The organism is Actinomadura kijaniata NBRC 14229 (genome assembly GCF_001552175.1).
GTDB classification, from domain to species: domain Bacteria; phylum Actinomycetota; class Actinomycetes; order Streptosporangiales; family Streptosporangiaceae; genus Spirillospora; species Spirillospora kijaniata.
Genome location: NZ_BCQR01000022.1, coordinates 32,834 through 55,184, shown reverse-complemented (window position 1 = coordinate 55,184; position 22,351 = coordinate 32,834). Strand labels below are relative to the sequence as shown.

Annotated in this window: 25 protein-coding genes; 17 read left to right on the top strand and 8 right to left on the bottom strand. The window is 74.6% G+C overall.

Annotation, left to right across the window (positions count from 1 at the left end; genetic code table 11):
- The first annotated feature begins 261 nt into the window (after positions 1-261).
- Positions 262-471 carry a hypothetical protein gene (locus AKI01S_RS08605; RefSeq protein ID WP_067813685.1) on the top strand — a complete coding sequence of 70 codons (210 nt, stop codon included), beginning with the start codon at positions 262-264 and terminating at the stop codon, positions 469-471.
- Positions 472-484: 13 nt separating this feature from the next.
- Here the strand turns inward: AKI01S_RS08605 and AKI01S_RS08600 are convergent, their stop codons facing one another.
- A complete protein-coding gene (locus tag AKI01S_RS08600; RefSeq protein WP_067813705.1) occupies positions 485-1,486 on the bottom strand; it encodes an SDR family NAD(P)-dependent oxidoreductase in 1,002 nt (333 codons plus the stop codon).
- An 83-nt stretch (positions 1,487-1,569) separates the two neighbouring features.
- Here AKI01S_RS08600 and AKI01S_RS08595 point away from each other — a divergent pair, with 83 nt between their 5' ends.
- The 5 genes from AKI01S_RS08595 to AKI01S_RS08575 all read left to right on the top strand — a co-directional run bounded on the left by AKI01S_RS08595 (position 1,570) and on the right by AKI01S_RS08575 (position 6,124).
- On the top strand, positions 1,570-2,178 hold the full coding sequence (locus AKI01S_RS08595) for a TetR/AcrR family transcriptional regulator (RefSeq protein WP_067813683.1): 609 nt from the start codon (positions 1,570-1,572) through the stop codon (positions 2,176-2,178).
- A 170-nt stretch (positions 2,179-2,348) separates the two neighbouring features.
- Positions 2,349-3,167: an SAM-dependent methyltransferase gene (locus AKI01S_RS08590; protein ID WP_067813681.1), complete on the top strand. Its 819-nt coding sequence runs from the start codon at positions 2,349-2,351 to the stop codon at positions 3,165-3,167.
- Positions 3,168-3,236: 69 nt separating this feature from the next.
- Positions 3,237-4,346: a winged helix DNA-binding domain-containing protein gene (locus tag AKI01S_RS08585; RefSeq protein ID WP_067813679.1), complete on the top strand. Its 1,110-nt coding sequence runs from the start codon at positions 3,237-3,239 to the stop codon at positions 4,344-4,346.
- Between the two features lie 9 nt (positions 4,347-4,355).
- Positions 4,356-5,267, top strand: coding sequence for a YncE family protein (locus AKI01S_RS08580; protein WP_067813677.1), 912 nt, complete (start codon positions 4,356-4,358; stop codon positions 5,265-5,267).
- The gene (locus tag AKI01S_RS08575; RefSeq protein WP_218009604.1) at positions 5,264-6,124 is read left to right on the top strand and encodes a GNAT family N-acetyltransferase; all 861 of its coding nucleotides are present in this window, start codon (positions 5,264-5,266) and stop codon (positions 6,122-6,124) included. The genes AKI01S_RS08580 and AKI01S_RS08575 overlap by 4 nt, the downstream gene beginning before the upstream one ends.
- A gap of 359 nt (positions 6,125-6,483) precedes the next feature.
- Here the strand turns inward: AKI01S_RS08575 and AKI01S_RS08570 are convergent, their stop codons facing one another.
- Entirely contained in the window at positions 6,484-6,813 is a 330-nt protein-coding gene (locus AKI01S_RS08570) for an ArsR/SmtB family transcription factor (protein WP_067813675.1), read from the bottom strand.
- Between the two features lie 92 nt (positions 6,814-6,905).
- Between AKI01S_RS08570 and AKI01S_RS08565 the strand changes: the two genes are divergently transcribed.
- Complete coding sequence (locus AKI01S_RS08565; protein WP_083999187.1) at positions 6,906-8,075, top strand: MFS transporter; 1,170 nt, start codon at positions 6,906-6,908, stop codon at positions 8,073-8,075.
- Positions 8,076-8,179: 104 nt separating this feature from the next.
- Complete coding sequence (locus AKI01S_RS08560) at positions 8,180-8,746, top strand: hypothetical protein (RefSeq protein ID WP_067813671.1); 567 nt, start codon at positions 8,180-8,182, stop codon at positions 8,744-8,746.
- Here the strand turns inward: AKI01S_RS08560 and AKI01S_RS08555 are convergent, their stop codons facing one another.
- Positions 8,747-9,406: a response regulator gene (locus tag AKI01S_RS08555; RefSeq protein ID WP_067813669.1), complete on the bottom strand. Its 660-nt coding sequence runs from the start codon at positions 9,404-9,406 to the stop codon at positions 8,747-8,749. It abuts the gene before it with no gap.
- Positions 9,403-10,482: a sensor histidine kinase gene (locus AKI01S_RS08550; RefSeq protein WP_067813666.1), complete on the bottom strand. Its 1,080-nt coding sequence runs from the start codon at positions 10,480-10,482 to the stop codon at positions 9,403-9,405. Before AKI01S_RS08550 ends, AKI01S_RS08555 begins: the two co-directional genes overlap by 4 nt.
- A 227-nt stretch (positions 10,483-10,709) precedes the next feature.
- Here AKI01S_RS08550 and AKI01S_RS08545 point away from each other — a divergent pair, with 227 nt between their 5' ends.
- Entirely contained in the window at positions 10,710-11,087 is a 378-nt protein-coding gene (locus AKI01S_RS08545; RefSeq protein WP_067813664.1) for a nuclear transport factor 2 family protein, read from the top strand.
- 34 nt (positions 11,088-11,121) lie between these two features.
- On the top strand, positions 11,122-11,517 hold the full coding sequence (locus AKI01S_RS08540; RefSeq protein ID WP_067813662.1) for a hypothetical protein: 396 nt from the start codon (positions 11,122-11,124) through the stop codon (positions 11,515-11,517).
- Here AKI01S_RS08540 and AKI01S_RS08535 read toward each other — a convergent pair.
- Positions 11,492-12,373 (bottom strand): alpha/beta fold hydrolase, encoded by an 882-nt coding sequence (locus AKI01S_RS08535; protein ID WP_245681529.1) that lies wholly within the window; start codon positions 12,371-12,373, stop codon positions 11,492-11,494. The genes AKI01S_RS08540 and AKI01S_RS08535 overlap by 26 nt on opposite strands.
- An 18-nt stretch (positions 12,374-12,391) precedes the next feature.
- Here AKI01S_RS08535 and AKI01S_RS08530 point away from each other — a divergent pair, with 18 nt between their 5' ends.
- From AKI01S_RS08530 to AKI01S_RS08520, 3 genes are all read left to right on the top strand, one after another.
- Positions 12,392-13,627, top strand: a complete 1,236-nt coding sequence (locus AKI01S_RS08530) for a HEAT repeat domain-containing protein (protein WP_067813660.1) — start codon at positions 12,392-12,394, stop codon at positions 13,625-13,627.
- 71 nt (positions 13,628-13,698) lie between these two features.
- Complete coding sequence (locus AKI01S_RS08525) at positions 13,699-14,250, top strand: sigma-70 family RNA polymerase sigma factor (protein WP_083999185.1); 552 nt, start codon at positions 13,699-13,701, stop codon at positions 14,248-14,250.
- On the top strand, positions 14,247-15,299 hold the full coding sequence (locus AKI01S_RS08520) for a hypothetical protein (protein WP_067813658.1): 1,053 nt from the start codon (positions 14,247-14,249) through the stop codon (positions 15,297-15,299). The genes AKI01S_RS08525 and AKI01S_RS08520 overlap by 4 nt, the downstream gene beginning before the upstream one ends.
- On the opposite strand, the gene AKI01S_RS08515 is transcribed toward AKI01S_RS08520, so the two are convergent.
- The gene (locus AKI01S_RS08515; protein WP_218009603.1) at positions 15,296-15,859 is read right to left on the bottom strand and encodes a TetR/AcrR family transcriptional regulator; all 564 of its coding nucleotides are present in this window, start codon (positions 15,857-15,859) and stop codon (positions 15,296-15,298) included. The two genes, AKI01S_RS08520 and AKI01S_RS08515, sit on opposite strands and share 4 nt — an antisense overlap.
- Positions 15,860-15,929: 70 nt before the next feature.
- Between AKI01S_RS08515 and AKI01S_RS08510 the strand changes: the two genes are divergently transcribed.
- Positions 15,930-16,328, top strand: a complete 399-nt coding sequence (locus tag AKI01S_RS08510) for a DUF3291 domain-containing protein (protein WP_067813656.1) — start codon at positions 15,930-15,932, stop codon at positions 16,326-16,328.
- 44 nt (positions 16,329-16,372) lie between these two features.
- Positions 16,373-17,251, top strand: a complete 879-nt coding sequence (locus tag AKI01S_RS08505; protein WP_067813655.1) for a bifunctional helix-turn-helix transcriptional regulator/GNAT family N-acetyltransferase — start codon at positions 16,373-16,375, stop codon at positions 17,249-17,251.
- A 52-nt stretch (positions 17,252-17,303) separates the two neighbouring features.
- On the opposite strand, the gene AKI01S_RS08500 is transcribed toward AKI01S_RS08505, so the two are convergent.
- On the bottom strand, positions 17,304-17,705 hold the full coding sequence (locus AKI01S_RS08500) for a YybH family protein (RefSeq protein ID WP_245681528.1): 402 nt from the start codon (positions 17,703-17,705) through the stop codon (positions 17,304-17,306).
- Between the two features lie 60 nt (positions 17,706-17,765).
- Between AKI01S_RS08500 and AKI01S_RS08495 the strand changes: the two genes are divergently transcribed.
- Positions 17,766-18,170 (top strand): winged helix-turn-helix transcriptional regulator, encoded by a 405-nt coding sequence (locus AKI01S_RS08495; protein ID WP_067813653.1) that lies wholly within the window; start codon positions 17,766-17,768, stop codon positions 18,168-18,170.
- 40 nt (positions 18,171-18,210) lie between these two features.
- A complete protein-coding gene (locus AKI01S_RS08490; RefSeq protein WP_067813650.1) occupies positions 18,211-18,894 on the top strand; it encodes a hypothetical protein in 684 nt (227 codons plus the stop codon).
- A 106-nt stretch (positions 18,895-19,000) separates the two neighbouring features.
- Here the strand turns inward: AKI01S_RS08490 and lysX are convergent, their stop codons facing one another.
- Positions 19,001-22,309, bottom strand: coding sequence for a bifunctional lysylphosphatidylglycerol synthetase/lysine--tRNA ligase LysX (gene lysX / locus AKI01S_RS08485; RefSeq protein ID WP_245681527.1), 3,309 nt, complete (start codon positions 22,307-22,309; stop codon positions 19,001-19,003).
- Positions 22,310-22,351 lie beyond the last annotated feature (42 nt).

The window sequence follows — 22,351 nt, the reverse complement described above, 5'->3', positions numbered from 1 at the left end:
GAGCGTGCCGCGTCCGAGCGTGCCGCGTCCGAGCGTGCCGCGTCCGAGCGTGCCGCGTCCGAGCGTGCCGCGTCCGAGCGTGCGGTGCCCGAGCGTGCCGCGTCTGAGCGTGGCGTGCCGGAGCGGGGCGCGTCGGGTTCTTCCAGGTCGAGGCATTCCGCGTCGGAACGTGCGGCGTCGGAACGTGCGGCGTCGGAACGTGCGGCGTCCGAAGGTGCTGCGTCCGCACGTTCTGGGCCGGGGCCTGCGGGCGAGGGGTTCGTGCGGCGGGGGCAGTCGATCGCGTTCTACCGGCGGGACGACCTCGTCGAGCTGGCGCGGCGGATCGGTGAGGCGGGGCCCGCGTTGAGCGACGAGCAGATCATCGAGACGGCGCGGCGGATGCTGGGCTGTCCGGCCGACGAGGAGATGCTGGTCGAGGCCCGGTTGCGGTTCGCCGTGCACGCCTACCGGGGCGCGGCGGGCCGGTAGGCGGCGTCCCGGGTCAGGGGCGTGCCCCGTCCGGTTCCGGCGGCGTTCCCTGATCGAGCAGGGTGTCGATCATCTCCTGGAGGCGGGCGCGGCCCATCGTGCCGAGCGCCCCGCCCAGCGCCTCGGCGAGCCTGTCGAACGGGTCCTCCACCGCGACCTCCTTGAGCTTCTCCGCGAGTTCCCCCACCTCCCACAGCCCGTCCTTGTGGACGCCGGGCCCCCGCGACCACCCGTGGTTGAGGACGACCGAGCCGCCCCGCACCGACAGCACCTGGCCGGTGAGCGGGCACTCCGCGCTCGCCAGGTAGGCGGCCACGGGCGCGCAGGCGGCCGGGTCCAGGGGGTCGAAGCCCGCCGCGGGTCTCCGCTCCATCCCCGGGACGCCGACGGTGAGGCGGGTGCGGGCCATGGAGGGCGAGAGGCAGTTGACCCGCACGCCGTACCGGCCGAGCTCCAGGGCCGCCACGGTCGTCAGCGCCGCGACGCCCGCGTTGCCCGCCGCGTAGGAGGCCTGCGTGGGCAGCGGGTTGAGCAGGCCGGAGCCCGAGGAGGTGGTGATGACGGCCCGGTCGGCGCGCACGCCCTCGCGGTGGCGGTCGCGCCAGTGGCGGGCCGCCCAGCGCGTCACCGCGAACGTCCCCTTGAGCTTGACGGCGAGCACGTCGTCGAAGTCCCGTTCCGACAGGTCGGCCAGGCCCCGGTTCCGTTCGATGGCCGCGTTGTTGACCACGACGTGCAGGTCCCCGAAGGCGTCCAGGGCCGTGTCGACCATGGCGCGGGCCCCGTCCCAGTCGGCGACGCTGTCGGTGTTGGCGACGGCCTGCCCGCCCCGCGCGACGATCTCCGCCACGACCGAGGCCGCGACCCCGGTGTCGCCGCCGCTGCCGTCGATGGCCACGCCGGGGTCGTTGACGACGACCCGCGCGCCCTCGGCGGCGAAGAACAGCGCCTCCTCCCGGCCGATGCCGCGCCCCGCCCCGGTGACGAGGACGACGCGCCCGTCCAGGCTGCCCATGCCGATCACACCCTCTCACTCGCTTCATTCGATGTATTAATACATTGCATGAAGTTAGCGCGGAGGGCAATAGGATGCCGGGCATGGCGGAGACCCCCGGTTTGCGGGAGCTCAAGAAGCGGCGCACCCGGCAGGCGCTGGTCGAGGCGGCCGTGCGCCTGTTCGAGCGCAAGGGGTACGAGGGCGTCACCGTGGCCGAGATCGCCGCGGCCGCCGAGGTGTCCACCCGCACCTTCTTCCTCCACTTCCAGGCGAAGGAGGACGTGCTGTTCGCCCACGCGGACGTGCGCGTCGACCTGGCGGTGGCGGCGATCGCCGAACGCGGCCCCGGGGAGCGCCCGGCCGACGTCCTGCTGCGCGCGACCGAACGGATGATCCTCGACGCCTGGGACGGCGGTGACCTGTCCGGCGGGCTCGCGGCGCTGCGGGTGCGGCTGGCGGCCTCGGTGCCGGCGCTCCAGGCGCGGCTGCTCCAGCGCTACCTCGGCGCGCGGGCCGAGCTGGCGCGGGCGCTGCGCGAGGCGTTCCCGGACGAGCTCGACGAGGTCACCGCGTCGGCCCTGGTCGGCGCGATGGTGGGCGCGGTCGGCGCCGCCGCCACGGCCGCGCTGGAACGCGGCGACGGCCCCGCCGAGGTGCGGGACGCGATGCGGCGGGGCATGGAACTGGTGGCCCGGTCCCTGCCCGCCTGACGGCCCGGACCGTCACGGACCGCGACGGCCGGTGACCGGGAGGGGACACTCCGCTGGCCTGGGTTGATATCAGGGCATTCAGTTCTGTTGCATGAGTGTTGACCGGAACCCCTGGCTGGTTACGGTTGGCGGCATCCGGTCGTGTTCTGTGTAGAGAGGCTGTCGTGGAAATGCCGCACAGCGTCGATTTCGACATCCAGCACCCGCATTCGGCGCGTATCTGGAACTACTGGCTGGGAGGCCGGGACAACTACCCCGTCGACCGGACCGTCGGCGGCCAGATGCTCGCCCTCTTCCCGGAGATGGCCGACATCGCCCGCGCGGCCCGGGCCTTCCTCGGCCGGGCGACCCGCCACCTGGTCGGCGAGCGGGGCATCCGGCAGATCCTCGACATCGGCACCGGGCTCCCCACCGCCGACAACACCCACCAGGTCGCCCAGCGCATCGCCCCCGAGACCCGCGTCGTCTACGTGGACAACGACCCGATGGTGCTGGCCCACGCCCGCGCCCTGCTGACCAGCACCCCCGAGGGAGCCACCGAGCACATCGACGCCGACGTCCGCGACCCCGCGTCCATCCTGGAGTCGGCCGCCCGGACCTTGGACCTCGCCGAGCCCGTGGCGTTGATGCTGCTCGGCGTCATCGGGCACGTCGCCGACGAGGAGGACCCGCAGGGCATCGTGAGGGAGCTGGTCGCGGCGCTGGCCCCCGGCAGCTTCCTGGTGGTCAACGACGGCACCAACGTCCTCGGCACGCGGCCGGCGGCCTCGGCCGACGAGACCGCCCGTGCGGCGGCGCTGCGGCTGTACGCGCAGTCGGGGGCGGTGCCCTACATCCCGCGCACCCCCGAGTTCATCGCCCGTCACTTCGAGGGCCTGGAGCTGGTCGAGCCGGGCGTGGTGTCCACGACGCTGTGGCGGCCCGACCCCTCCCCGGGCGAGCGGCCCCGCGAGGTCGACTCGTTCTGCGGGGTGGCCCGCAAGCCCTGACCTTCATGGAATGAAGCGTTCCGTTCTGATACACTGGAACGGAACGATTTGTTCTGCATTGGAGGCGGGATGGACGTGCTCGACCGGCGGACGCTCAACCGGGCCGCCCTCGACCGGCAGTTGCTGCTCACACGCTCGGACATGTCCGCCCTGGACGCCGTCGCGCGCCTCGTCGGCGTCCAGGCCCAGGATCCGAACGTCCCCTACCACTGCCTCTGGACCCGGCTGGCGGGGTTCCGGCAGGAGGACCTGACCGCGCTGCTCTACGACCGGTCCATCGTGCGGTCCTCGTTCCTGCGCGCCACCCAGCACATCGCCACCGCCGACGACTTCCTGTGGATGCGGCCGCTCGTGCAGCCCGCCGTCCTGCGCGGCCGGCAGGCGGCGTTCGGGCGGGTCACCGCCGACTGGGACCTGGACGAGCTGGCCGCCGCCGCGCGCGAGGCGCTGACCGGACGGACGCTGACCCGCCCGCAGGTCGCCCGCGCGCTCGCCGAACGCTGGCCGGGCCGCGACCTCCAGGCCCTCGGCTGGTCGGTGCAGGCCCTCGTCCCGGTCGTCCACCCGCCGCCCAGCGGGACGTGGAACACCTGGGGCGCGACGCCGTTCGCCCTGGTCGAGGAGTGGACGGGCCGCCCCCTGGCCCCCGACCCGCGGCCCGACGAGCTGATCCGGCGCTACCTGGCGGCGTTCGGGCCGGGTTCGGTGAAGGACTTCCAGGCGTGGTCGGGCATGCGCCGGATGGACGGCGACTTCGACCGGATGCGCGGTGAGCTGCGGACCTACCGGGACGAGAACGGCGTCGAGCTGTTCGACCTGCCGGACGCCGAGCTGCCCGACCCCGGCGTCCCGGCGCCGGTGCGGTTCCTGCCCGACCTGGACAACCTGCTGCTCGCCTACCACGACCGCACCCGCGTGATGACCGTCGAGCAGCGCAAGGTCATCTGCGTCGGGGCGTGGGTGAAGGCGACGATGCTGGTGGACGGGCGGGTGCGCGGCATCTGGCGGATCGAGCGCGACAGGAAGGCCGCCCGGTCCACCCTGCGCGTCGAGCTCTTCGAACCCCTCCGCGACACCTCGGAGGCCGAGGCGGAGGGGGCGCGGCTGCTGGCGTTCACCGCGCCCGACGACGAGCACGACATCCGTTTCGCGCCCCTGGAGGGAGAGGGCAGCCGCTAACCTCCCGCTATGACCCGGATCCTCACCCGCTTCCTGGACGGCCGAGTATGCGCCTACCTCTCCGAGGGTGAGGGCCTGCTGGAGCCGGTGGCGGTCTTCCCGGTGACGCCGGGCGCGGAGCCGTGCGGCCATGACGCCGCCCCCGATCTGGAGCACGCCGTCTACGCGACGCGGCACGAGGTCGTCTGCGTCGGCCGCGACGGAACCGAGCGGTGGCGGTACGACCTGCTGCCCCGCTCCACCCAGCGGTACGGGCACAGCCCGGACTGCGCGTTCTCCCGCGACGGCGCGGTCGTGTGGCTGTACCGGCCCGACGCCTACGCGGGGCGCGGCGGCCCCGACCGCTGGGTCGTGCTCGACGCCGCCACCGGCGCGGAGATCGACCGGGTCGAGCTGGACTGCGCCGGGCACGGCGGTGTCCAGCTCCGGCACCCCGACGGCGTCCACGTGCTGCTCGACGTCGGGGAGGGTCAGGACGGGGTGCGCGTCTACCGGGGGTCCCTCGTCGACGGCCGGCTGGAGACGAGCGCCTACCCGTGGGACCACCGCAGCCTCATCGACCTGTCCCCGGACGGGCGGCGCTTCATGACGGTCGACCACGGCCGGGGCGACGCCGCCTTCCACGACGACCCCGACGGGAAGGAGACGCTGGAGCTGGCCGTCGAGGTCTTCGGGCACGACCCGGACGAGGCGTCCGTGGAGTGGAGCGGCGGTTTCCTCGACGCCGACACCGCGATCGTCACCATCAGCGAGGACGAGGAGGAGCGGCACCACCACTACCTGGTCGACCTGCGCACGGGCGGGGTCGTCGAACGCCTCGAAACGCACGCGCGCACGCCCTACGACCTCGAACTCCCGGGGGACGGCTCCTGGGTGACCTCCGACGGGGAGGGCCGGCCGGTCCGCCGGACGCGACGGTGAGGCCGTACACGGGCCCCGCCGACCTGCGGGCCATGCAGGAACTCGCGCGCCGCCTCCCCGACCCCCGCCTCCATCCCGGCGAACTCGCCTGGTCCCGCTTCCAGCACCTCGGCCGCGAACCCGAATGGCGCACCGCCCTCTGGGAGGACGACGGCCGCGTGGTCGCGTGGGGCTGGGCGCGGCCCGGCCACCTGGACCTCCAGTACGACCCCGCGCGCCCGGAGCTGGCCGACGCGGTCCTGCGCTGGTCCGACCGGGCCGTGCCCGGCGGGGAACGCGAGGTGACCGCGCTGGACACCGAGACGCCGCTGATCGAGGCGCTGCGGCGGCACGGCTACCGGGAACGCCGGGACGGCCCGTTCTTCGTGTCCATGCGGCTCGACCTGGCGGACCTCGCCGACCCGAAGGTGCCGGACGGCTACACGCTCCGCCCCGTGCGGGGCGAGGAGGACGCCGGGGCGCGGGCGGCGGTGCACCGGGCGGCGTTCTCCCTGCCGGGCCACCCGCCCTCGCGGGTCACGGCCGAGAGCTACCGGCAGGTCATGCGGGCGTGGCCGTACCGCGCCGGGCTGGACTGGCTGGTGGAGGCCCCGGACGGGACGCCCGCCGCGTTCTGCCTGGTCTGGCTGGACGGCGGCACGGCCGTCCTGGAACCGGTCGGCACCGATCCCGCCCACCGGCGGCGCGGCCTGGCGAGCGCCGCGATCCTGGCCGCACTGCGCGCCGCCCGCGACCTGGGCGCGACGACGGCCCGCGTGACCGCGCGAGGCGACGACGGCCACCCCTCCGCCCGCGCGACCTACGCGTCCCTGGGCTTCCACACCCACGCGAGGACCCTGTCCTTCACCCGCCCCTGACCGCCCACGCGAACCGTCACCCACACAGCGATCCTGGCCGCGCCCAGGAGCGCCTACGCGAGCCCTCGCCATCGTGGCCTACGCTCACGCCGCGGTCCTGGCGGCGCTGCGCGCGGCGACGGCCGCACGGCTGCCCGCGTGACTCATGTGTTGTTGGGGTTCCGCGCCTACGCGAGCCCTCGCGCCATCGTGGCCCGTGCCCACGCTGCGGTCCTGGTGGCGGTGTGTGCCGCTCGTGACGTGGGTGCGGTGACGGCCACGCGGTCGCCCGCACGGCCTACGTGTCCTTGGGGTTTCGCGCCTTCGCGTGAGTCCTCGTCATCGCGGTCTGCGGTCATGTCGCGGGGTGAGGTGAACGTTCAGGTGGGAGTGGCCTGGAGTTCTCGGGCGGCGGTCAGGGCCGCGTTCAGTACGCCGGGGAAGCGGGTGTCCAGGTCGTCGCGGCGGATCCGGACGTAGCGCGTCCGGCCCACCTTCCGCGCGCTCAGCACCCCGGCCTCCCGCATGACGCGGAAGTGGTGGGAGGAGGTCGAGACGTGCACCCCGCAGTTCTCCGCCGCCTCGTGGCAGGAGCGTTCCTCGCCGTCGGCCAGCGCCGCCAGGATCCGCAGGCGCACCGGATCGGACAGGGCGTGCATCACCGCGGTGAACGCGATGTCCTCGCGCGCGGGCTGGGCCAGCAGGGTCATGACGTCATCGTGCCCTCACTTGGAAAGTTTGACAACTATCCAAGTGACATGAAACTTTGACGATCGTCCAAGTATTTGTGTGTGGAGGTCCTGTGAGAGTCCCCCTGCTCACCCTCGCCATGGGCACGTTCGCGATCGGTGTGGACGCGTTCGTGACGGCGGGGCTCGTCGTGCCCGTCGCTCGCGACCTGAACGTCTCGGAGGCCGCCGCCGGGCAGCTCGTCACCGTGTTCGCGGTCGCCTACGCCGTGCTGTCGCCGGTGCTGGCCACGCTGACCGGACGGTGGACGCGCAAACAGGTGCTGGTCACCGCGATGGCGCTGTTCGTGCTCGGCAACGTCGTCACCGCCCTCGCCGAGTCCTACGCGCTCGTGCTGGCCTCCCGGGTGATCGCGGCGGCCGGCGCGGCGTCGTTCACGCCCAACGCGTCCGCCGTCGCCGCCGCGACCGCGCCGCCGGAGCGCCGGGGCCGCGCCATGGCCACCGTCGTCGGCGGGCTGACGACCTCGACCGCGCTCGGCGTCCCGCTGGGAACGTGGATCGGCGGCGCGATGAGCTGGCGGGCCACGCTCTGGCTGGTCGCCGGGCTCGGGACGGTCGCGCTGGCCGGGGTGCTGCTGGCCGTGCCGGACGTGCGCACGCCCCCCGCCGGCGGCCTGGCGCGGCGCCTGGCCCCGCTGCGCGACGGCCAGGTCGTGCTCGCCCTGTCGCTGATCATGCTGATGTTCGGCGGGTTCTTCGTCGTCTACACCTACCTCGCGCCGGTCCTGGCCCCGGCGACCGGCGGGGACGCGGGCAGGCTGGCGGTCGCGCTGGGCGTCTACGGCGTGATGACCGTCGTCGGGAACGCCGTCGGCGGGCGGCTCGCCGACGCCCTCGAACCCCAGCGGGTGCGGATGGTGGCGCTGACGGCGCTCGCGGTGCTGATGGCGCTGGCCCCGGTGGCGCGGCTGACGTTCCCCGGCGCGCTGGTGTGGATCGCCCTGCTGGCCCTGCCCGGCTGGCTCCAGTACGCCTCCCACCTGCGGATCCTCGTCGAGACCGCGCCGCGGTCCGCCCCGCTGCTGCTCAGCCTGAACTCCTCCGCCCAGTACCTCGCGATGGGCCTCAGCGGCGCGGTCGGCGGCCTGGCCCTGAACGCCTGGGGCCCCGGCGGCCTGCCGTGGATCGGCGTGGCGCTGACGGCGGGCGCGGCGGCCACCGCCGTCCTGGCGTTCCGCCGCCGTCCGGCCCCCGCCCTCGCCGAGCCCGCCGCCCCCTGACGGATCACCCGCGCGGGGGAGGCGGTCCACCGCGGCGGGGGAGGGCCGGGCGGCGCGGCGGCGGCAGAGTCGGTCCCATCACTCCCCAAGAGAGGCGGACTCCCATGAAACGCCCGCTGCTGATCGCCGGTGCCGCGTCGGTCCTGGCCGCCGTCCCGCTCGCCGCCGCCCCGGCCCTCGCGCGGGACCCGGGACCGGCCATCCCGCAGGCCGCGCACCAGGGACGGGACGGGCGGGAGGCCCGGCAGTCGGTGCGCGGCACCGCCGGGTACGTCTCGCCGCCGGAGAGCGGCTACCCCGGCGACCGGATCCAGTTCCGGTTCGACGCCCGCAACGTCTTCAAGCCCGACGGCGTGAAGTCCTCCGGCACCTTCCGCGTCTGGCACTTCACCAAGGACGGCCGGACCGGCGCGGAGTTCACCGGACGCGTCACCTGCCTGCTGGCGTCCGGTGACCACGCGACCGTCACCGGGAAGATCACCAGGGCGGTGGTCGGGACGGTGCCCAAGGACCCGCGGGTGGCGTTCACCGTCGTCGGCAACGGCTCGGCCAACCGGATCGGCTACGCGGGCGGGCAGTGGGGCTGGCCGGACGTCGCCGACTGCCTGGGGCCGGTGCCGTTCGCGCCGATCGGGTTCGGGCGGTTCGCGGTGGACCCCGCCGGGATGTGATCAGCCGCCCGGCGCTACCAGCCCCGTCTCGTAGGCGAACACCACGAGCTGGACGCGGTCGCGCAGCCCGAGCTTGGCCAGCGCCCGGCTGACATGGGTCTTGGCGGTCAGCGGGCTGATCACCAGCCGGTCGGCGATCTCGTTGTTGGACAGGCCCCGCGCGACCAGCGCGACGACCTCGCGTTCCCGGCCGGTCAGCTCCGCCCCGTCCGCGACCGGCCCGGGGCGCGGCGGGTGCGCCGTGAACGACGCGATCAGCCGCCGGGTGATCGCCGGGGCCAGCAGGGCGTCGCCGCGCGCCGCGACCCGCACCGCGTGCAGCAGGTCGGCGGGCTCGACGTCCTTCACCAGGAACCCCGTCGCGCCCGCCCGCAGCGCGTCGAACACGTACTCGTCGAAGCCGTAGTTCGTCAGGATCACCACGTGGACGCCGGCCAGCCCGGGGTCGGCGGCGATCCGCCGGGTCGCCTCGATCCCGTCCATCTCCGGCATCTGCACGTCCACCAGCGCGACGTCGGGCAGGTGCGCCCGCGCCAGCGCCACGCCCTCCCGCCCGTCGGCGGCCTCGCCCACCACCGCGATGTCGTCCTCGGCGTCCAGCAGCGCCCGGAACCCGCCCCGGATCAGCGCCTGGTCGTCCACCAGCAGCACCCGGATCACGGGGTGCGCTCCACCGGCAGCTCGGCGCGCACGGCGAACCCGCCGCCGTGGCGGGGGCCCGCGTCCAGGGTGCCGCCGAGGGCGGTGACGCGCTCCCGCATCCCGACCAGCCCGACGCCGGACCCGGACGGGCCGCCGGACCCGGGCCGGCCGTCGTCCTCCACGTGGACGGTGAGCCGTCCGGGGCCGTGCTCGATCCGGACCGAGGCGGTCGCGGCGCCGGCGTGCCGGGCCACGTTGGTGAGCGACTCCTGAACGATCCGGTAGGCGGCCCGGCCCACCGCGTCGGGCAGGTCCGGCAGCCGGTCGGGCACCGTCAGCGTCGCGCCGACCCCCGCCGCGCGGGCGCTTTCCAGCAGGCCGGGAAGGGCGTCCAGGCCGTGCGCGGGCTCCTCGGACCCGCGCAGCGCCGCCAGCGTGGCACGCAGCTCGCGGGCGGCCTCGCGCCCGGCGTTCTCGATGGCCAGCAGCGCCTCGGGCGGCTCCTCCCCGCGCTTGCGCGCCAGGTGGACGGCGACCCCGGCCTGCACCTTGATGACGGAGATCTGGTGGGTGAGGGAGTCGTGCAGCTCCCGCGCGATGTGCAGGCGCTCCTCGCTGGCGCGGCGCAGCGCGGCCTCCTCGCGGGTGCGCTCGGCCTCGCGCGCCCGCCCCTCGGCCTGCCGCAGCGCCTCGCCCGCCACCCCGGCCGCCACGACCCAGCCCAGGCCGAGCAGCGCGTTCGCGACCTCGGCCACGGACAGCGGCGTCCAGACGAGCAGCACCCCCGCCAGCAGCGACGGCGTCACCACGGCCGCCGCGACGCGCAGTCCCGCCCGCGTCGCCGCGAACACCGCGATCAGGAACGCCGCCGGCGGGACCTGCGCCCCGGCCGCGTGGTAGGCCAGCGTGGACACCGCGACGACGAGCAGCGTGGCCAGCGGCCACCGCCGCCGCAGCCCCAGCGCCAGCCCGGCCGTCGCCAGCGGCGCCGCGCCCCACGCGCCGCCCCCCGTCGCCAGCCCGGCCCCCAGCAGCATCGCCGCCGTCCCGACGGCCGGCACCCAGTCGACGAGTACGGCCCTGACAGATCCCATGAACGCACCCTAACCAGGCTTGATCGCCCGGCGAGTCCGCTTCACGGACGAACCACGCGTACTGCGCGCGAAGTACGTCCCGGGCCCCTCCCTCGGGCGCGGTACCCGAAGTGCGGCCTTCGCGCCGACGAGAAACGGCCCGCGCGCCGGACACGATCGGGGTGAACGCTCACCGGCGCCGGCCGCGCGGCGAACGCGGCGGCGCCCCCTCCGGGAAAGGGGCCGACATGACAGTGACCGGCGAACGCCTCCTCACCGCGTTCATCCGGGACTACCCGCGCGAGATGGGCCTCACCGACGAGGACCCCGAGGCGATCCTGGACCGCTACTTCGCGCCGGACTTCGTCTTCCGCAACTACGGGGTCCCGATGGACCGGCGGCGGATGCTCGACCACGCCCGGCCCGCCCGCCGCAACACCCTCGACGTCGAGACCGAGATCCACGAGTTGCTGCTGGACGGCCCGCGCTTCGCCGCCCGCTACACGACGCGGCCCACGACCAGGAAGGGCGGGACGCTGGAGATCCACGTCCTGATGTTCGGCGACCTGGCCGAGGACGGCCGGATCCGGCGCGTCGACCAGATCACCCACACCGGCCGTGCCTGAGAACTGTCGGACCCGGGGGCTACGGTGCCGAGCCATGGCCGTTCGCCCCCCGACCCTGTGGCGCGACTGGATCGCCGACGAGGCACGCCAGGTCGCCGCCGGAACGCTGAACCACGCCGACGCCACCTCCGCCGAGCTCTACCCCGACCCGCTGATCGGCGAGACCGACGCGGCGCTGGCGGCGTTCGAGAAGCGCCTGGACGCGCTGCGCCGCCCCTCCGACGCCGAGGTCTTCGCCGAGGTCGAGCGGGTCGTGCTCGACCTCAACGAGATCGACGGCAGGCACGGCGCCTTCGAGACGATCGAACGCGAGCAGCTGTGCGAGTACATCGTGGAGACGCTCGTCGAGTGGGGGATCGACGTCGAGGCGCTGGCCGCCCGGCGCGGCATCGACGCCGCCGAGATCACCGACGCCTGGCGCGACTGGTGAGCTCCCGCAGGACGTCCCCGGCGTGCGTCCACAGCAGCCCGCCGCCCGCCTCCGGAAGCAGGTGGCGGCGGGCGTCGGGCAGCCGCCGCTCCAGCGTCGCGCCGAGGTCGGGGGAGTGGGTCGGGTTCGCGTCCCGCCCGCCGTACCAGAGGTCCACCGGCACCGCGACGTCCTCCACCCGGAACGGCCACCGCGCCATGTGCAGCACGGTGTCGCGCGCGTAGCCCGCCCCGCCCCGCGCGAAGCCCTCCTCCAGCGCCCGCCGGAACGCCTTCTCGAACTCGGGCCGCAGGTAGATCTCCCGGTCCACGTCGGGGCCGCCGTCGACGCTCATCCGGAACATCGAGCCGGCGTTCCCGAACGCCGCGAAGTCCGCCTCCGCGCCCGCCGGGTCGGCCGCGACGAGGTCCACCAGCCGCCGCACGTCGGGCACGAGCGCGTCCGCGAACGCCGGATGCGCCAGCTCGTCCCCGCCCGACACGACCGCCACCGCCGACGCGACCCCCGCCGCCGCGCACGCCAGCGCGAACGGCGCGCCCTGCGAGAACCCCACGACCGCGGGCCGGTCCAGCCCGAGCGCCCGCACGTCCTCGGCCCAGTCCGGCAGCGTCCGCCCCGGCGAGGGGTCGGACCCGCCGAGCCCCGGCCGGTCCACCGAGACCAGCCGGACGCCCAGCTCGTGGACCGCGTCCGGCCCGAAACCCAGCCACCGGCTCCACCCGGCCCCCGGGCAGAACACCACCGGGAACCCGTCACGCGGCCCCCACTCGGCCCAGGCGAGGGCCCGCCCGTCCGGGAGCCGCGTCGTCCCGAGCCGTTCCGGGTCGGTCACGAACATCATGATCACATTATCCATGACCCCCACAATGGGGTCATGGACGAGGCGTTCACGACGGCGGCGCGCACCGGGGACGTCGCGGCCCTGTGGCGGCTGCCCGCCGAGGATCTCTCCGGCGACGAGGGCGCCGCGCTGCTGCGCGCCGCCCTGCTCGCCGGGGACGGGGCCACGGCCGAGGCCCTGGTCGAGCTGGGAGCCGACCCCTCCCGCCCCTGGGCGGACGGCACCGACGCGCTGACCTGGGCGGCCGACCGCGGCGACTGCGAGATGTTCCGGTCGTTGCTCACCCCGGCGAGCGAGCCCGGCTGGGAACGCCGCGTCCTGCCCGTCGCCCGCCGCTGGTTCACCGTCGATGTCGAGACCGAGTTGCGCCGCCGTCTCGGCGACGACGGAACGGCCACCGCCGAACGCTCCGACGTCCTCGACGAGTACGGCGAGGCGACGTCCGTCCGCGTCCGCGTGACCACCGCCGACGGTCGCGGCGCCGAGGCGTGCACCGGGCACCGGGGCATCGTCACCTTCCTCGAACGGCTGCTCGGCGTGCCGGTGCCGTTCGACGAACTGGTGGACCGCGCCCTGTTCCACGCCCGCCCCGGATCCAGCGACTGGTACGAGTCGACCGCCACGCTCAGCGCACGCCACGATCACCAGACGCTGCGCCGCCTCGCCGCGCTGGCCGAGGACCCGTCGGTGGACCGCCGCCGCCTCGCCGCCGACACCCTGCGCATGCTGAGCCTTGAGATCTATCCCGAGGACGGGTGGCCGCATGCCGAGGAGGCCCGCGAGCTGGCCCGGCGGCGCTGCCGCGCGGAACGCGACCCTCTCGCGCTCGGCTCGCTGGTCGCGGCGTTCGCCGAGTTCTCGGACGGCGCCGAGGCGAACACCGAGATCCTGCGCCACGCCGACCACCCCGACCCCGGGGTCCGCTGCCACGTGGCCGCCTCGGTCACCCTCCGGAACGAACCCCGCCCGCACGTCCGGCGCGCCGTGACCGCCCTGGCCGACGACCCCGACGGCGACGTCCGCCGGGCCGCCCTGGTGACGATCGTCCGCGGCGACCTGGACGACCCGCGGCTCCTCGACGTCCTGGCCGCCCACCTGGACGACCCGTACCTCCACGCCGCCTACGAGGCGGTGCAGGGCCTGGCCCTGCACCGGGACGCCCGCTGCCGCGAGGCCCTGGACCGCATCCGGAACGACCCCGAGACCACCGACCACATGCGCGAGATGCTCTGGTACGCCTCCGAGCGCCTCGACGAGCGGGACGGGTAGGACGGCGGGAGGAAGCAACCTTCCGCGCGTTCGTTGGTTCTCAGAGCATGAGGTCGTATCAAGGACCGGCCATGGGCGCCGCCCGCGGCGGCACGGAGGATCCCGGCGGGGACGCGGAGGCACCACCGGAACCCGAGAAGGCCGACGGCGGACTGGCGGGGTTGTTCCAGGCCCACCACGGGGCGCTGGTGCGGCTCGCGCTGCTGCTGGTGGGCGACCAGGGCACCGCGGAGGACGTCGTCCAGGACGTGTACGCCCGCCTCCAGCAGCGCCGCGGACGCGGCAGAGGGGGCGGCCTGCCCGCGACGCCGCCGGAGCTGCTCGCCTACACCCGCGCCGCCGTGCTGAACGCCTGCCGGTCCCTGGCGCACCGGCTGTTCCAGGCCCCGCAGCCGGTGTGGTCGGCGGAGAACGACGCGCTGGTCGCCGACGACCGCCGGCGGGTGCTCCAGGCCCTGACCCGGCTGCCCGCCCGGCAGCGGGAGGCGATCGTCCTGCGCTACTACCTCGACCTTTCCGAGGCCGAGATCGCCGCGGCCATGGGCGTGCGGCCCGGCACCGTCAAGTCCACCATCTCCCGGGGCCTGGACGCGCTCCGCGACCGGTACGAGGAGGAGCGATGACCGGGCTCTCCGACGAACTGCTGCGATCCGCCCTGCGCGACGCCGCCGCCACCGTCCGCGACGAGGACCTGCGGCCGCTGCCCGCCGCGCCCCCGCCGCGCCGCCCGCGCCTGGTGCCGCTCGGTGGCCTGGCCGCGGCGGTCGCCGTGACCGTCGTGGCCCTCCTCGTCGCCGCGCCGTGGTCGCGGCACCCCGGTCTCTCCCTGGCGGCCTACACGGGCGTCGACTACGTCCTCGAAGGGGCGTGGCCCCCGGGCGGGGCGTCGGTGACGGTGCGCAAGGCCGACACCGGCCGGCAGGTCGCGACGGTCCCCGCCCCCGCCGGGTCGGGCGGTTTCCGCGACTCCGCCGACTCGGGGGACCACCGGACGTTCGTCCTCACCACCGCCGACCCCCGGACCTGCCGCGTCCGGTTCCACCGGCTCACCCTCGGAGCGGACGGCCGCCCGAGCGGGGCGCCGACCGAGCTGCGCGGCGCCGAGCTGCGCCGGCGGATGGGGGAGGGACCGGAGCAACTGGCCGTCTCCCCGGGGGCGCGCCGGATCGCGTACGCGGGCAGGGAGTGCGACCCCTCCGGCAGGGGGACCGTCACGGTCGTCGACCCCGCCACCGGCGAGCACCGCGTCACCCGCCTTCCGCCCCGCGCCCTGGCCAGCTCCCTGCGGTGGGCGCCGAACGGCCGCGAACTGGTCTTCGAGACCATGGGCGAGTACCTGGAGCCCGGTCTGCACACGCTCGACACCGCGACGGGCCGCGTCAGCCCGATCTCCCTGGGAGGCGGTGACGGGAAGCTGCGCGGCGCCATGTTCGACAAGGACGGCACCCACATCGTCGCGCTGGTGCGCAACGGCAGGCGGAACCGTGTCGTCTGGTACGCGCCGGCATCCAGGACGATCACTCGCGAGGTGCCGCTGCCGCCGAGCGACCCCGACGCGCCCACCGTCTTCCAGGTGCCCGGGAACCGGGTCGTGGTCATGATCGGCGACCGCGTCCACGTCGTCACCGGGACGAGGGTCACCACCGGCCGCGCCGAGCGCCTGCCCTCCTAGTCCCCGAACAGCAGGCTCAAAACCGGGCGGACGGCCTCCTCCGGGGAGTCGCCGAGACGCTGTGGCAGCGCTCCGCTCTGCCACAGCGTCGCGAAGCCGTGGACGACCGACCAGGCCGCGATCCGGGCGGTCCCGTCGTCCCCGCCGCTCTTGGCGACCGTGCGCGCGCCGCGTTCCAGGATCCCCGCCGCCCGCGCCCGCGCCGCGTCCACCTCCGGGTCGTCGGCCCGGTACAGGCCCGGCTGGAAGATGACCTCGAAGTGCGCCCGGTGCCGGGTCGCGAAGCGCACGTAGGCGGCCCCGACGTCCAGGAAGTCGTCCCCGGCCGCCTCCAGCGCGTCGGCGAACAGCGTGTAGCCCTCGGCCGCGACCGCCGTCAGCAGCCCGGCCTTGTCGCCGAAGTGGTGCGCGGGCGCGGCGTGCGACACCCCGGCCCGCCGTGCCAGCTCGCGCAGGCTCCATCCGGCGATCCCGGACTCGCCGATCGCCTCGACGGCGGCGTCGATGATGACGCGCCGCAGGTTGCCGTGGTGGTATCCGCGTTCGCCGATGACCTTCACCCCCTCCAGAACTTGACATTGGCTAGTTTAGCGTGTCTCAATCTTTCCATCGACAAGATGAGGAGGCGACATGCCCGCCGTTCCCTGGATCCAGCCGCAGGCGCCCGCGTTCGACGCCGAGGTCACCGTGATGGCCTCCCGGTTCGAGGTGAGATCCCTGCGCCAGGTGCCCGGCTTCCTGCGCGCCTCGATGGTCCTGTGGCGGCAGGCCCGCCGCTCGGAAGGCGTGCGGGGGCTGGCGCTGAGGGCCGAACCGTTCCGGCGCACGTTCTGGACCGTCTCGGCCTGGCGCGACCGCGACGCCATCGACGCCTACGCCGCCTCCGATCCGCACCGCTCCGTGATGCGGAGCCGGCGCGGGGTGATGAAGGAGTCGGTGTTCGTGTTCTGGACGGCCCCGGCCTCGGAGCTGCCGATCACCTGGGAGGAGGTCGAGCGGCGCGTCGCCGAGCGGCGCGCCGTGGCCTGATCCGGCCACCGCCCCGCCGTTATTCTCTGACTAAGGTCAGAGATATGGACGTCCAGGCCGTCGCCCAGGTGCGGCGTTTCCAGCGCACGGTGACCCAGCGCATCGGCGCGCTCGACGACAGCTTCCTCGCCCTGGACCGGCCGCTCGGCCAGTCCCGCCTGCTGTGGGAGATCGGCCCGTCCGGCTGCGAGGTGCGCGACCTGCGCGAACGCCTCGACCTGGACTCCGGCTACCTCAGCCGGACGCTGCGGTCGCTGGAGCGCGCGGGCCTGGTCTCCGTCGAGCCCACCGGCCCGGACGGGCGGGTCCGCGTCGCCCGCCTCACCCCCGCCGGCCTGGCCGAACGCGCCGAGCTCGACCGCCGCTCCGACGCCCGCGCCGCCTCCCTGCTGGAGCCGCTCACCGCGCCCCAGCGCGAACGCCTCGTCACCGCGATGGCCGAGGTCGAACGCCTCCTGGTCGCCTCCGCCGTGGCCATCGACGCCCTCGACCCCGCCCACCCCGCGGCCCGGCTCTGCCTGCGCGCCTACGCCGAGGAGATCGACCGCCGCTTCGACGGCGGCTTCGACCCGGCCCGGGGCGTCTCCGCCGGCGACGACGAGCTGCGCCCGCCGCGCGGCCTGTTCCTGGTCGCGACCCTGCGCGCCGAGCCGGTCGGGTGCGTCGCGGTGAAGCTGCACCCCGAGTACGCCCACCTCAAGCGCATGTGGGTCAGCCCCGCCGCGCGCGGCATGGGCCTCGGCCGCCGCCTGCTGGCCGAGGCCGAGGCCCGCGCCGCCGACGCGGGCGCCCCCGTGGTCCGCCTGGACACCAACCGCGTCCTGACCGAGGCGATCGCCCTCTACCGCTCGGCGGGCTACCGCGAGGTGCCGCCGTTCAACGACGACCACTACGCCCACCACTGGTTCGAGAAGTGCCTCTGACGACCACGCCCGCGGGGCCGTTCACGGGATCCGCCGCGCGGCGGCGTCCCGGCTACTCGCCACCGCGTCGCGTCGCCGCCCCGAACGGGCTGTCGATCGCGTACCTCCAGAGGCCGTCCGGGCCGCGCCGCGCCACGTCGGTGGCGGTGCCCTCGATGTACAGGTGCTCCCCGTCCGGGCCCGGCCCCTCGATGCACCAGTCCACGATCAGCAGCGCCAGATCGCCGTTCGCGTGCACGTGCCGGGGCCGTACGCTGATCGGCAGGCCGAGGCCCTGGAAGCGGGCGTTGGCCGCGTGCAGGTCGTCGCCGCGCACCGCCGCGCCGTCCTCCGGCACGAACACCGCTCCGCCCTCGTACATCTCGGCCAGCGCCGCCGGGTCGCCGCTGTTGAAGCGCTCGGCGAACACGAACGGGACGTTCTCGGGACGGTCCGCCAGACCAGGGCGCATCATGGCATTCACTCCCAGCAGGTAGAAAGCTCTCGACGACCCGTGACGCTAGGAGGCCCTCCCGTGACTCACCAAACGGTCGGTGACGAGGTCCGGCCCGGCCTCCCCGACGACCCCCGCGCCGCCGTCACCGCGCCGAGCCCCGCCTGCCCCGTCGAGATCGCGCTCGACGCGCTGCGGGGCAGGTGGACGACCCTGGTGATCCGCGAGCTCCTCAAGGGGGAGCGCGGCTTCACCGACCTCCGCACGGCCCTGCCGACCCTGTCGGACAAGGTCCTGGCCGACCGGCTGGCCCATCTGCTGGAGGCGGGCGTCGTCGAACGGCACCGGCAGCCGGGCTGGCCGCCCCGCACCCGCTACGTCCTCACCGAGCACGGCCGCCGCCTCGGCCCGGTCCTCCAGGCCCTGTGGGACTGGGGCGCGACCGCACCGCGCGGAGAGGGAGATGTGGCCCCGGGGGAGCGGTGAGACGCGGCGCGCTGTCGTACCGGATGTGTACAAAGGGAGGGTGACCGACTGGGGCGAGGACGCGCTCGCCGAGCTGCGGGCCGCGGCCTTCCGGGGGGACGGGGGCGCCGGGGTCGAGGTGCTGCGCGCCCGGCCGCTGGGACCGGTGCTCCAGTACGCCGGGGACGTCCTGGCCGCCGCCGTCCGGCAGCGCGCCGACGACGCCGAACGCCTCGCCCGCAAGTGCCTGGAGGAGCTGGACGGCCGCGGCCGCCCCGGTGACGCCGAGCTGGCCGCCGAGCTGGCCGCCGTCCTGGGCTCCCCGCGGGAGCGCGCCGCGCTGACCCCGGCCCCGGTGGACCTGGCGGCGCTGGGGGCCGCGCTGGAGGGGGACCCCGGCGAGGCGTGGGTCGTCGACCTGCGGCGGGGGGACGTGCTGCCCGCGCTGGACCTGGTGGACGAGCCCGCGTTCGACCCCGAGGGCTCCGAGTACGACCCCGGGCGCTGGCTCGGCTTCTGGCCCGGCGGCCCGCACCCGCGCGACGCGGCCGACTTCGCGAGCGCGGTGGAGGACGAGGACCTGCGCGCCCGCCTGCTGGCGGCCCACGCGCGCGACCGGTTCGCCGAGGAGGTCGAGCCCGTCCTGGGGCGGTGGCGCTTCTTCCTGGAGGAACGCCGGCGCGGCCGGGCCCGGCACTGGCTGGCGGGGCAGGGCTACCGCCCCGTCCCGCGCCCGTTCCTGTGAGCGGGCCGTGGCCGGGCGGGGTGTGGTGACCGCGCGCGAGGCGGCCCCGGCCCGGACGACGCCGGGCCGGGGCCGCCCCCCGGCAGGGCCCGTCTCAGAACCAGCCTCAGAACCCCGGGCGCACCAGCGGGAACGGGATCGTCTCCCGGATCGACCGCCCGGTGAGGGTGATCAGCAGCCGGTCCACGCCCATGCCCATGCCCCCGGCGGGCGGCATCGCGTACTCCAGCGCCCGCAGGAAGTCCTCGTCCAGCTCCATCGCCTCGGGGTCGCCCCCGGCGGCCTGCAACGACTGCTCGGTGAGCCGCTGCCGCTGGAGGATCGGGTCGATCAGCTCCGAGTAGGCGGTGCCCAGCTCCAGCCCGAACACGATCAGGTCCCACTTCTCGGCCAGCCGCGGGTCGTCGCGGTGCGGCCGGGTCAGCGGGGAGGTCTCGGCCGGGTAGTCGCGCACGAACGTCGGGGCCTTCAGCTCCTCCTCGACCAGCGCCTCGAACAGCTCCTGCACGAGCTTGCCCTGACCCCACTCGGGGTCGAAGTTCAGGTCCACCTTCCGCGCCAGCCCGTGCACCGCCGCCAGCGGCGTGTCCGGGGTGACCTCCTCGCCGAGCGCCTCCGACACCGACCCGTACACCGTGATCTCCCGCCACGGCTCGCCCAGGTCGTACTCGACGCCGTCGCGCACCACGACCGTGGTGCCGAGCGCCGCCTCGGCCGCCGCCACCACCAGCTCGCGGGTCAGCGTGGCCATGGTGTCGTAGTTGCCGTAGGGCTCGTACGCCTCCAGCATCGTGAACTCGGGGTTGTGCTTCTGCGACACGCCCTCGTTGCGGAAGTTGCGGTTCAGCTCGAAGACCTTGCCGACGCCGCCGACCAGCAGCCGCTTGAGGTACAGCTCGGGCGCGATCCGCAAGTAGAGCTGCATGTTGTAGGCGTTGATCCGGGTGGTGAACGGCCGGGCCGTCGCGCCGCCGTGGATCGGCTGGAGCATCGGCGTCTCGACCTCCAGGTAGCCGCGGTCGCGCAGCCCGTCGCGGACGGCCGCCACCGCGTCGCCGCGCATCCGCAGCATCCGGCGCGAGTCGTCGTTGACGATGAAGTCGACGTAGCGCTGCCGGACCTTCGCCTCCGGGTCCGACAGGCCCGACCGCTTGTTGGGCAGCGGGCGCAGGCACTTGGCGGTCAGCGTCCAGGATCCGGCCAGCACCGACAGCTCGCCCTTGCGGGAGGTGACGACCTCACCGGCCACGCCGACCTGGTCGCCGAGGTCGATGAGCTCCTTCCAGCGCGCCAGCGGCTCGGCCCCGAGGTCGGTGGCCGACAGCATGACCTGGATGTCGCCGGTCTCGTCGCGCAGCGTCACGAAGACCAGCCGGCCGTGCTCGCGGGCCAGCACGACGCGCCCGGCGACGGCGACGCGCTCGCCGGTGCGCGCGTCGGGCGCGAGCCCGGCGTGCCGGGCGCGGATGTCGCCGACGTAGTCGGTGCGGTCGAAGCCGAGCGGGTAGGGCTCCATCCCCGCCGCCTCGATCTTGGCGAGCTTGTCGTGCCGGACGCGTTCCTGCTCCGACAGCCGCCGCTGCGGGGCGCGGGACGCCTCGGCGGCCTCCTCGATCTCCTTGATCTTCTGGACGAGGGAGGTGGACGGCACCATGTTCGCCGCGCGGTCCAGCTTGGGCCGGTTCAGGCTCGGCAGGAAGCCCTCGGCGCGGGCGTAGGCCAGGCCGAGCCGGATCAGGTCGCGGCTCTGCTGGTAGCAGATGAACCGGGGCCGCCACTCGGGCATGTACTTGGAGTTGGCCAGGTACAGCGACTCCAGCTGCCAGAACTTCGACGCGAACGACAGGAACCGGTAGTACAGCCGCGCCACCGGGCCCGCGCCGATCTGCGAGCCGCGCTCGAACGCCGACCGCAGCATCGCGAAGTTCAGCGACATCTGCTGCGCGCCGACCAGCGCGGCCTTCTCGGCGAGCTTGGCGACCATGAACTCGTTCAGGCCGTTCTCGGCGGCCCGGTCGCGGCGCATCAGGTCCAGCGACAGCCCGGTGCGGCCCCACGGCACGAAGCTGAGCAGCCCGCGCAGCTCGCCCTGGGCGTCGAACGCCTCCACCATCACGCAGCGCCCGTCGGTGGGGTCGCCGAGCCGGCCGAGGGCCATGGAGAAGCCGCGTTCGGTCTCGTCGCCGCGCCAGGCGTCGGCGCTGCGGATCAGCTTGGCCATCTCCCAGTCGGGGATCTGCGAGTGGCGGCGGATGCGGACGGTGTACCCGGCGCGCTCGACGCGGCGCACCGCCTGGCGGACCTGCCGCATCTCCCGGCCGTCCAGGTTGAACTCGGTGAGGTCGATGACCGCCTCGTCGCCGAGCTCGATGGCGTCGAAGCCGTGCCGCCGGTAGACGTGCGCGGCGCGCTCGCCGACCGACACCGCGCCGGGGATCCAGGCGTGCGCCCGGCACTCGGCCAGCCAGGTCTCGATCGCCTGGTCCCAGGACTCGGGGTCGCCGAGCGGATCGCCGCTGGCCAGACAGACAGAACCATCGACCCGGTAGGCGATGGCCGCCTTGCCGTTCGGTGCGGTGATGACGTCCTTGTCGCGGCGCAGCGCGAAGTAGCCGAGCGAGTCCTGGTCGCCGTACTCGGCCAGCAGGCGGCGGGCGTCGAGCTCCTCCTCGGCCGACAGCACCGGGTCGCGCCGCCCCGGCCGGAACAGCGCCCAGAACGTCACGATGAGCAGGCCCGTTCCCAGGACGCCGATCAGCACGTCCACCCAGCCGGGCACGTCCACGTCGATCGGCTCGCCGGTGACGCCCGAGCCCAGCGTCGTCTGCAGCAGGACGTAGTAGGGGTGGGTGAGGAAGTCGCCGCGCGGGTTGCGGTCGGTGATCGTCACCAGGAAGGTGCCGACGCACCCGCTGACCACCAGCAGCACCGAGAACACGATGGCCGCCAGCCGCCGGTTGGCGCGGTCGGGCAGCGTGGTGAACTGCCCGCGCGCCGCCACCAGCAGCGCGGTCACTGTGAGATAGATCGCACTGGAGGCGAACGCGCCGATCGGCTGCGGCTCGTCCGGGTCGAGCAGCAGCTTCACCAGCAGCAGCACCGCCGACACCGAGTACAGGCCGAACAGCACGACCAGGATGCGCCAGGCCGCCTTCTTGCGGCGTTTGATGCCCATCGACAGCAGGATGAGCAGCAGGCCCCACGGCACGCTGGGGGAGAATCCGAGATAGAACATCCAGCGCAGCGCCCAGATGCTGAGGACCTGCACGATGATGTCGGACGACAGCCAGGACAGGATCGACAGGATGCCCGACAGGCGGGTGTACCAGAAGAAGACCGGCGGGACCGCTTCGATCAGGCTCCGCCACCTGCCCCGCGGCCCGGTGCCGCGCGGCGCGGTGCGTCCGTTGGACACGGCCGTCTGCTCCTTCATGGCCCCCCTGTCGCCACTGGAATG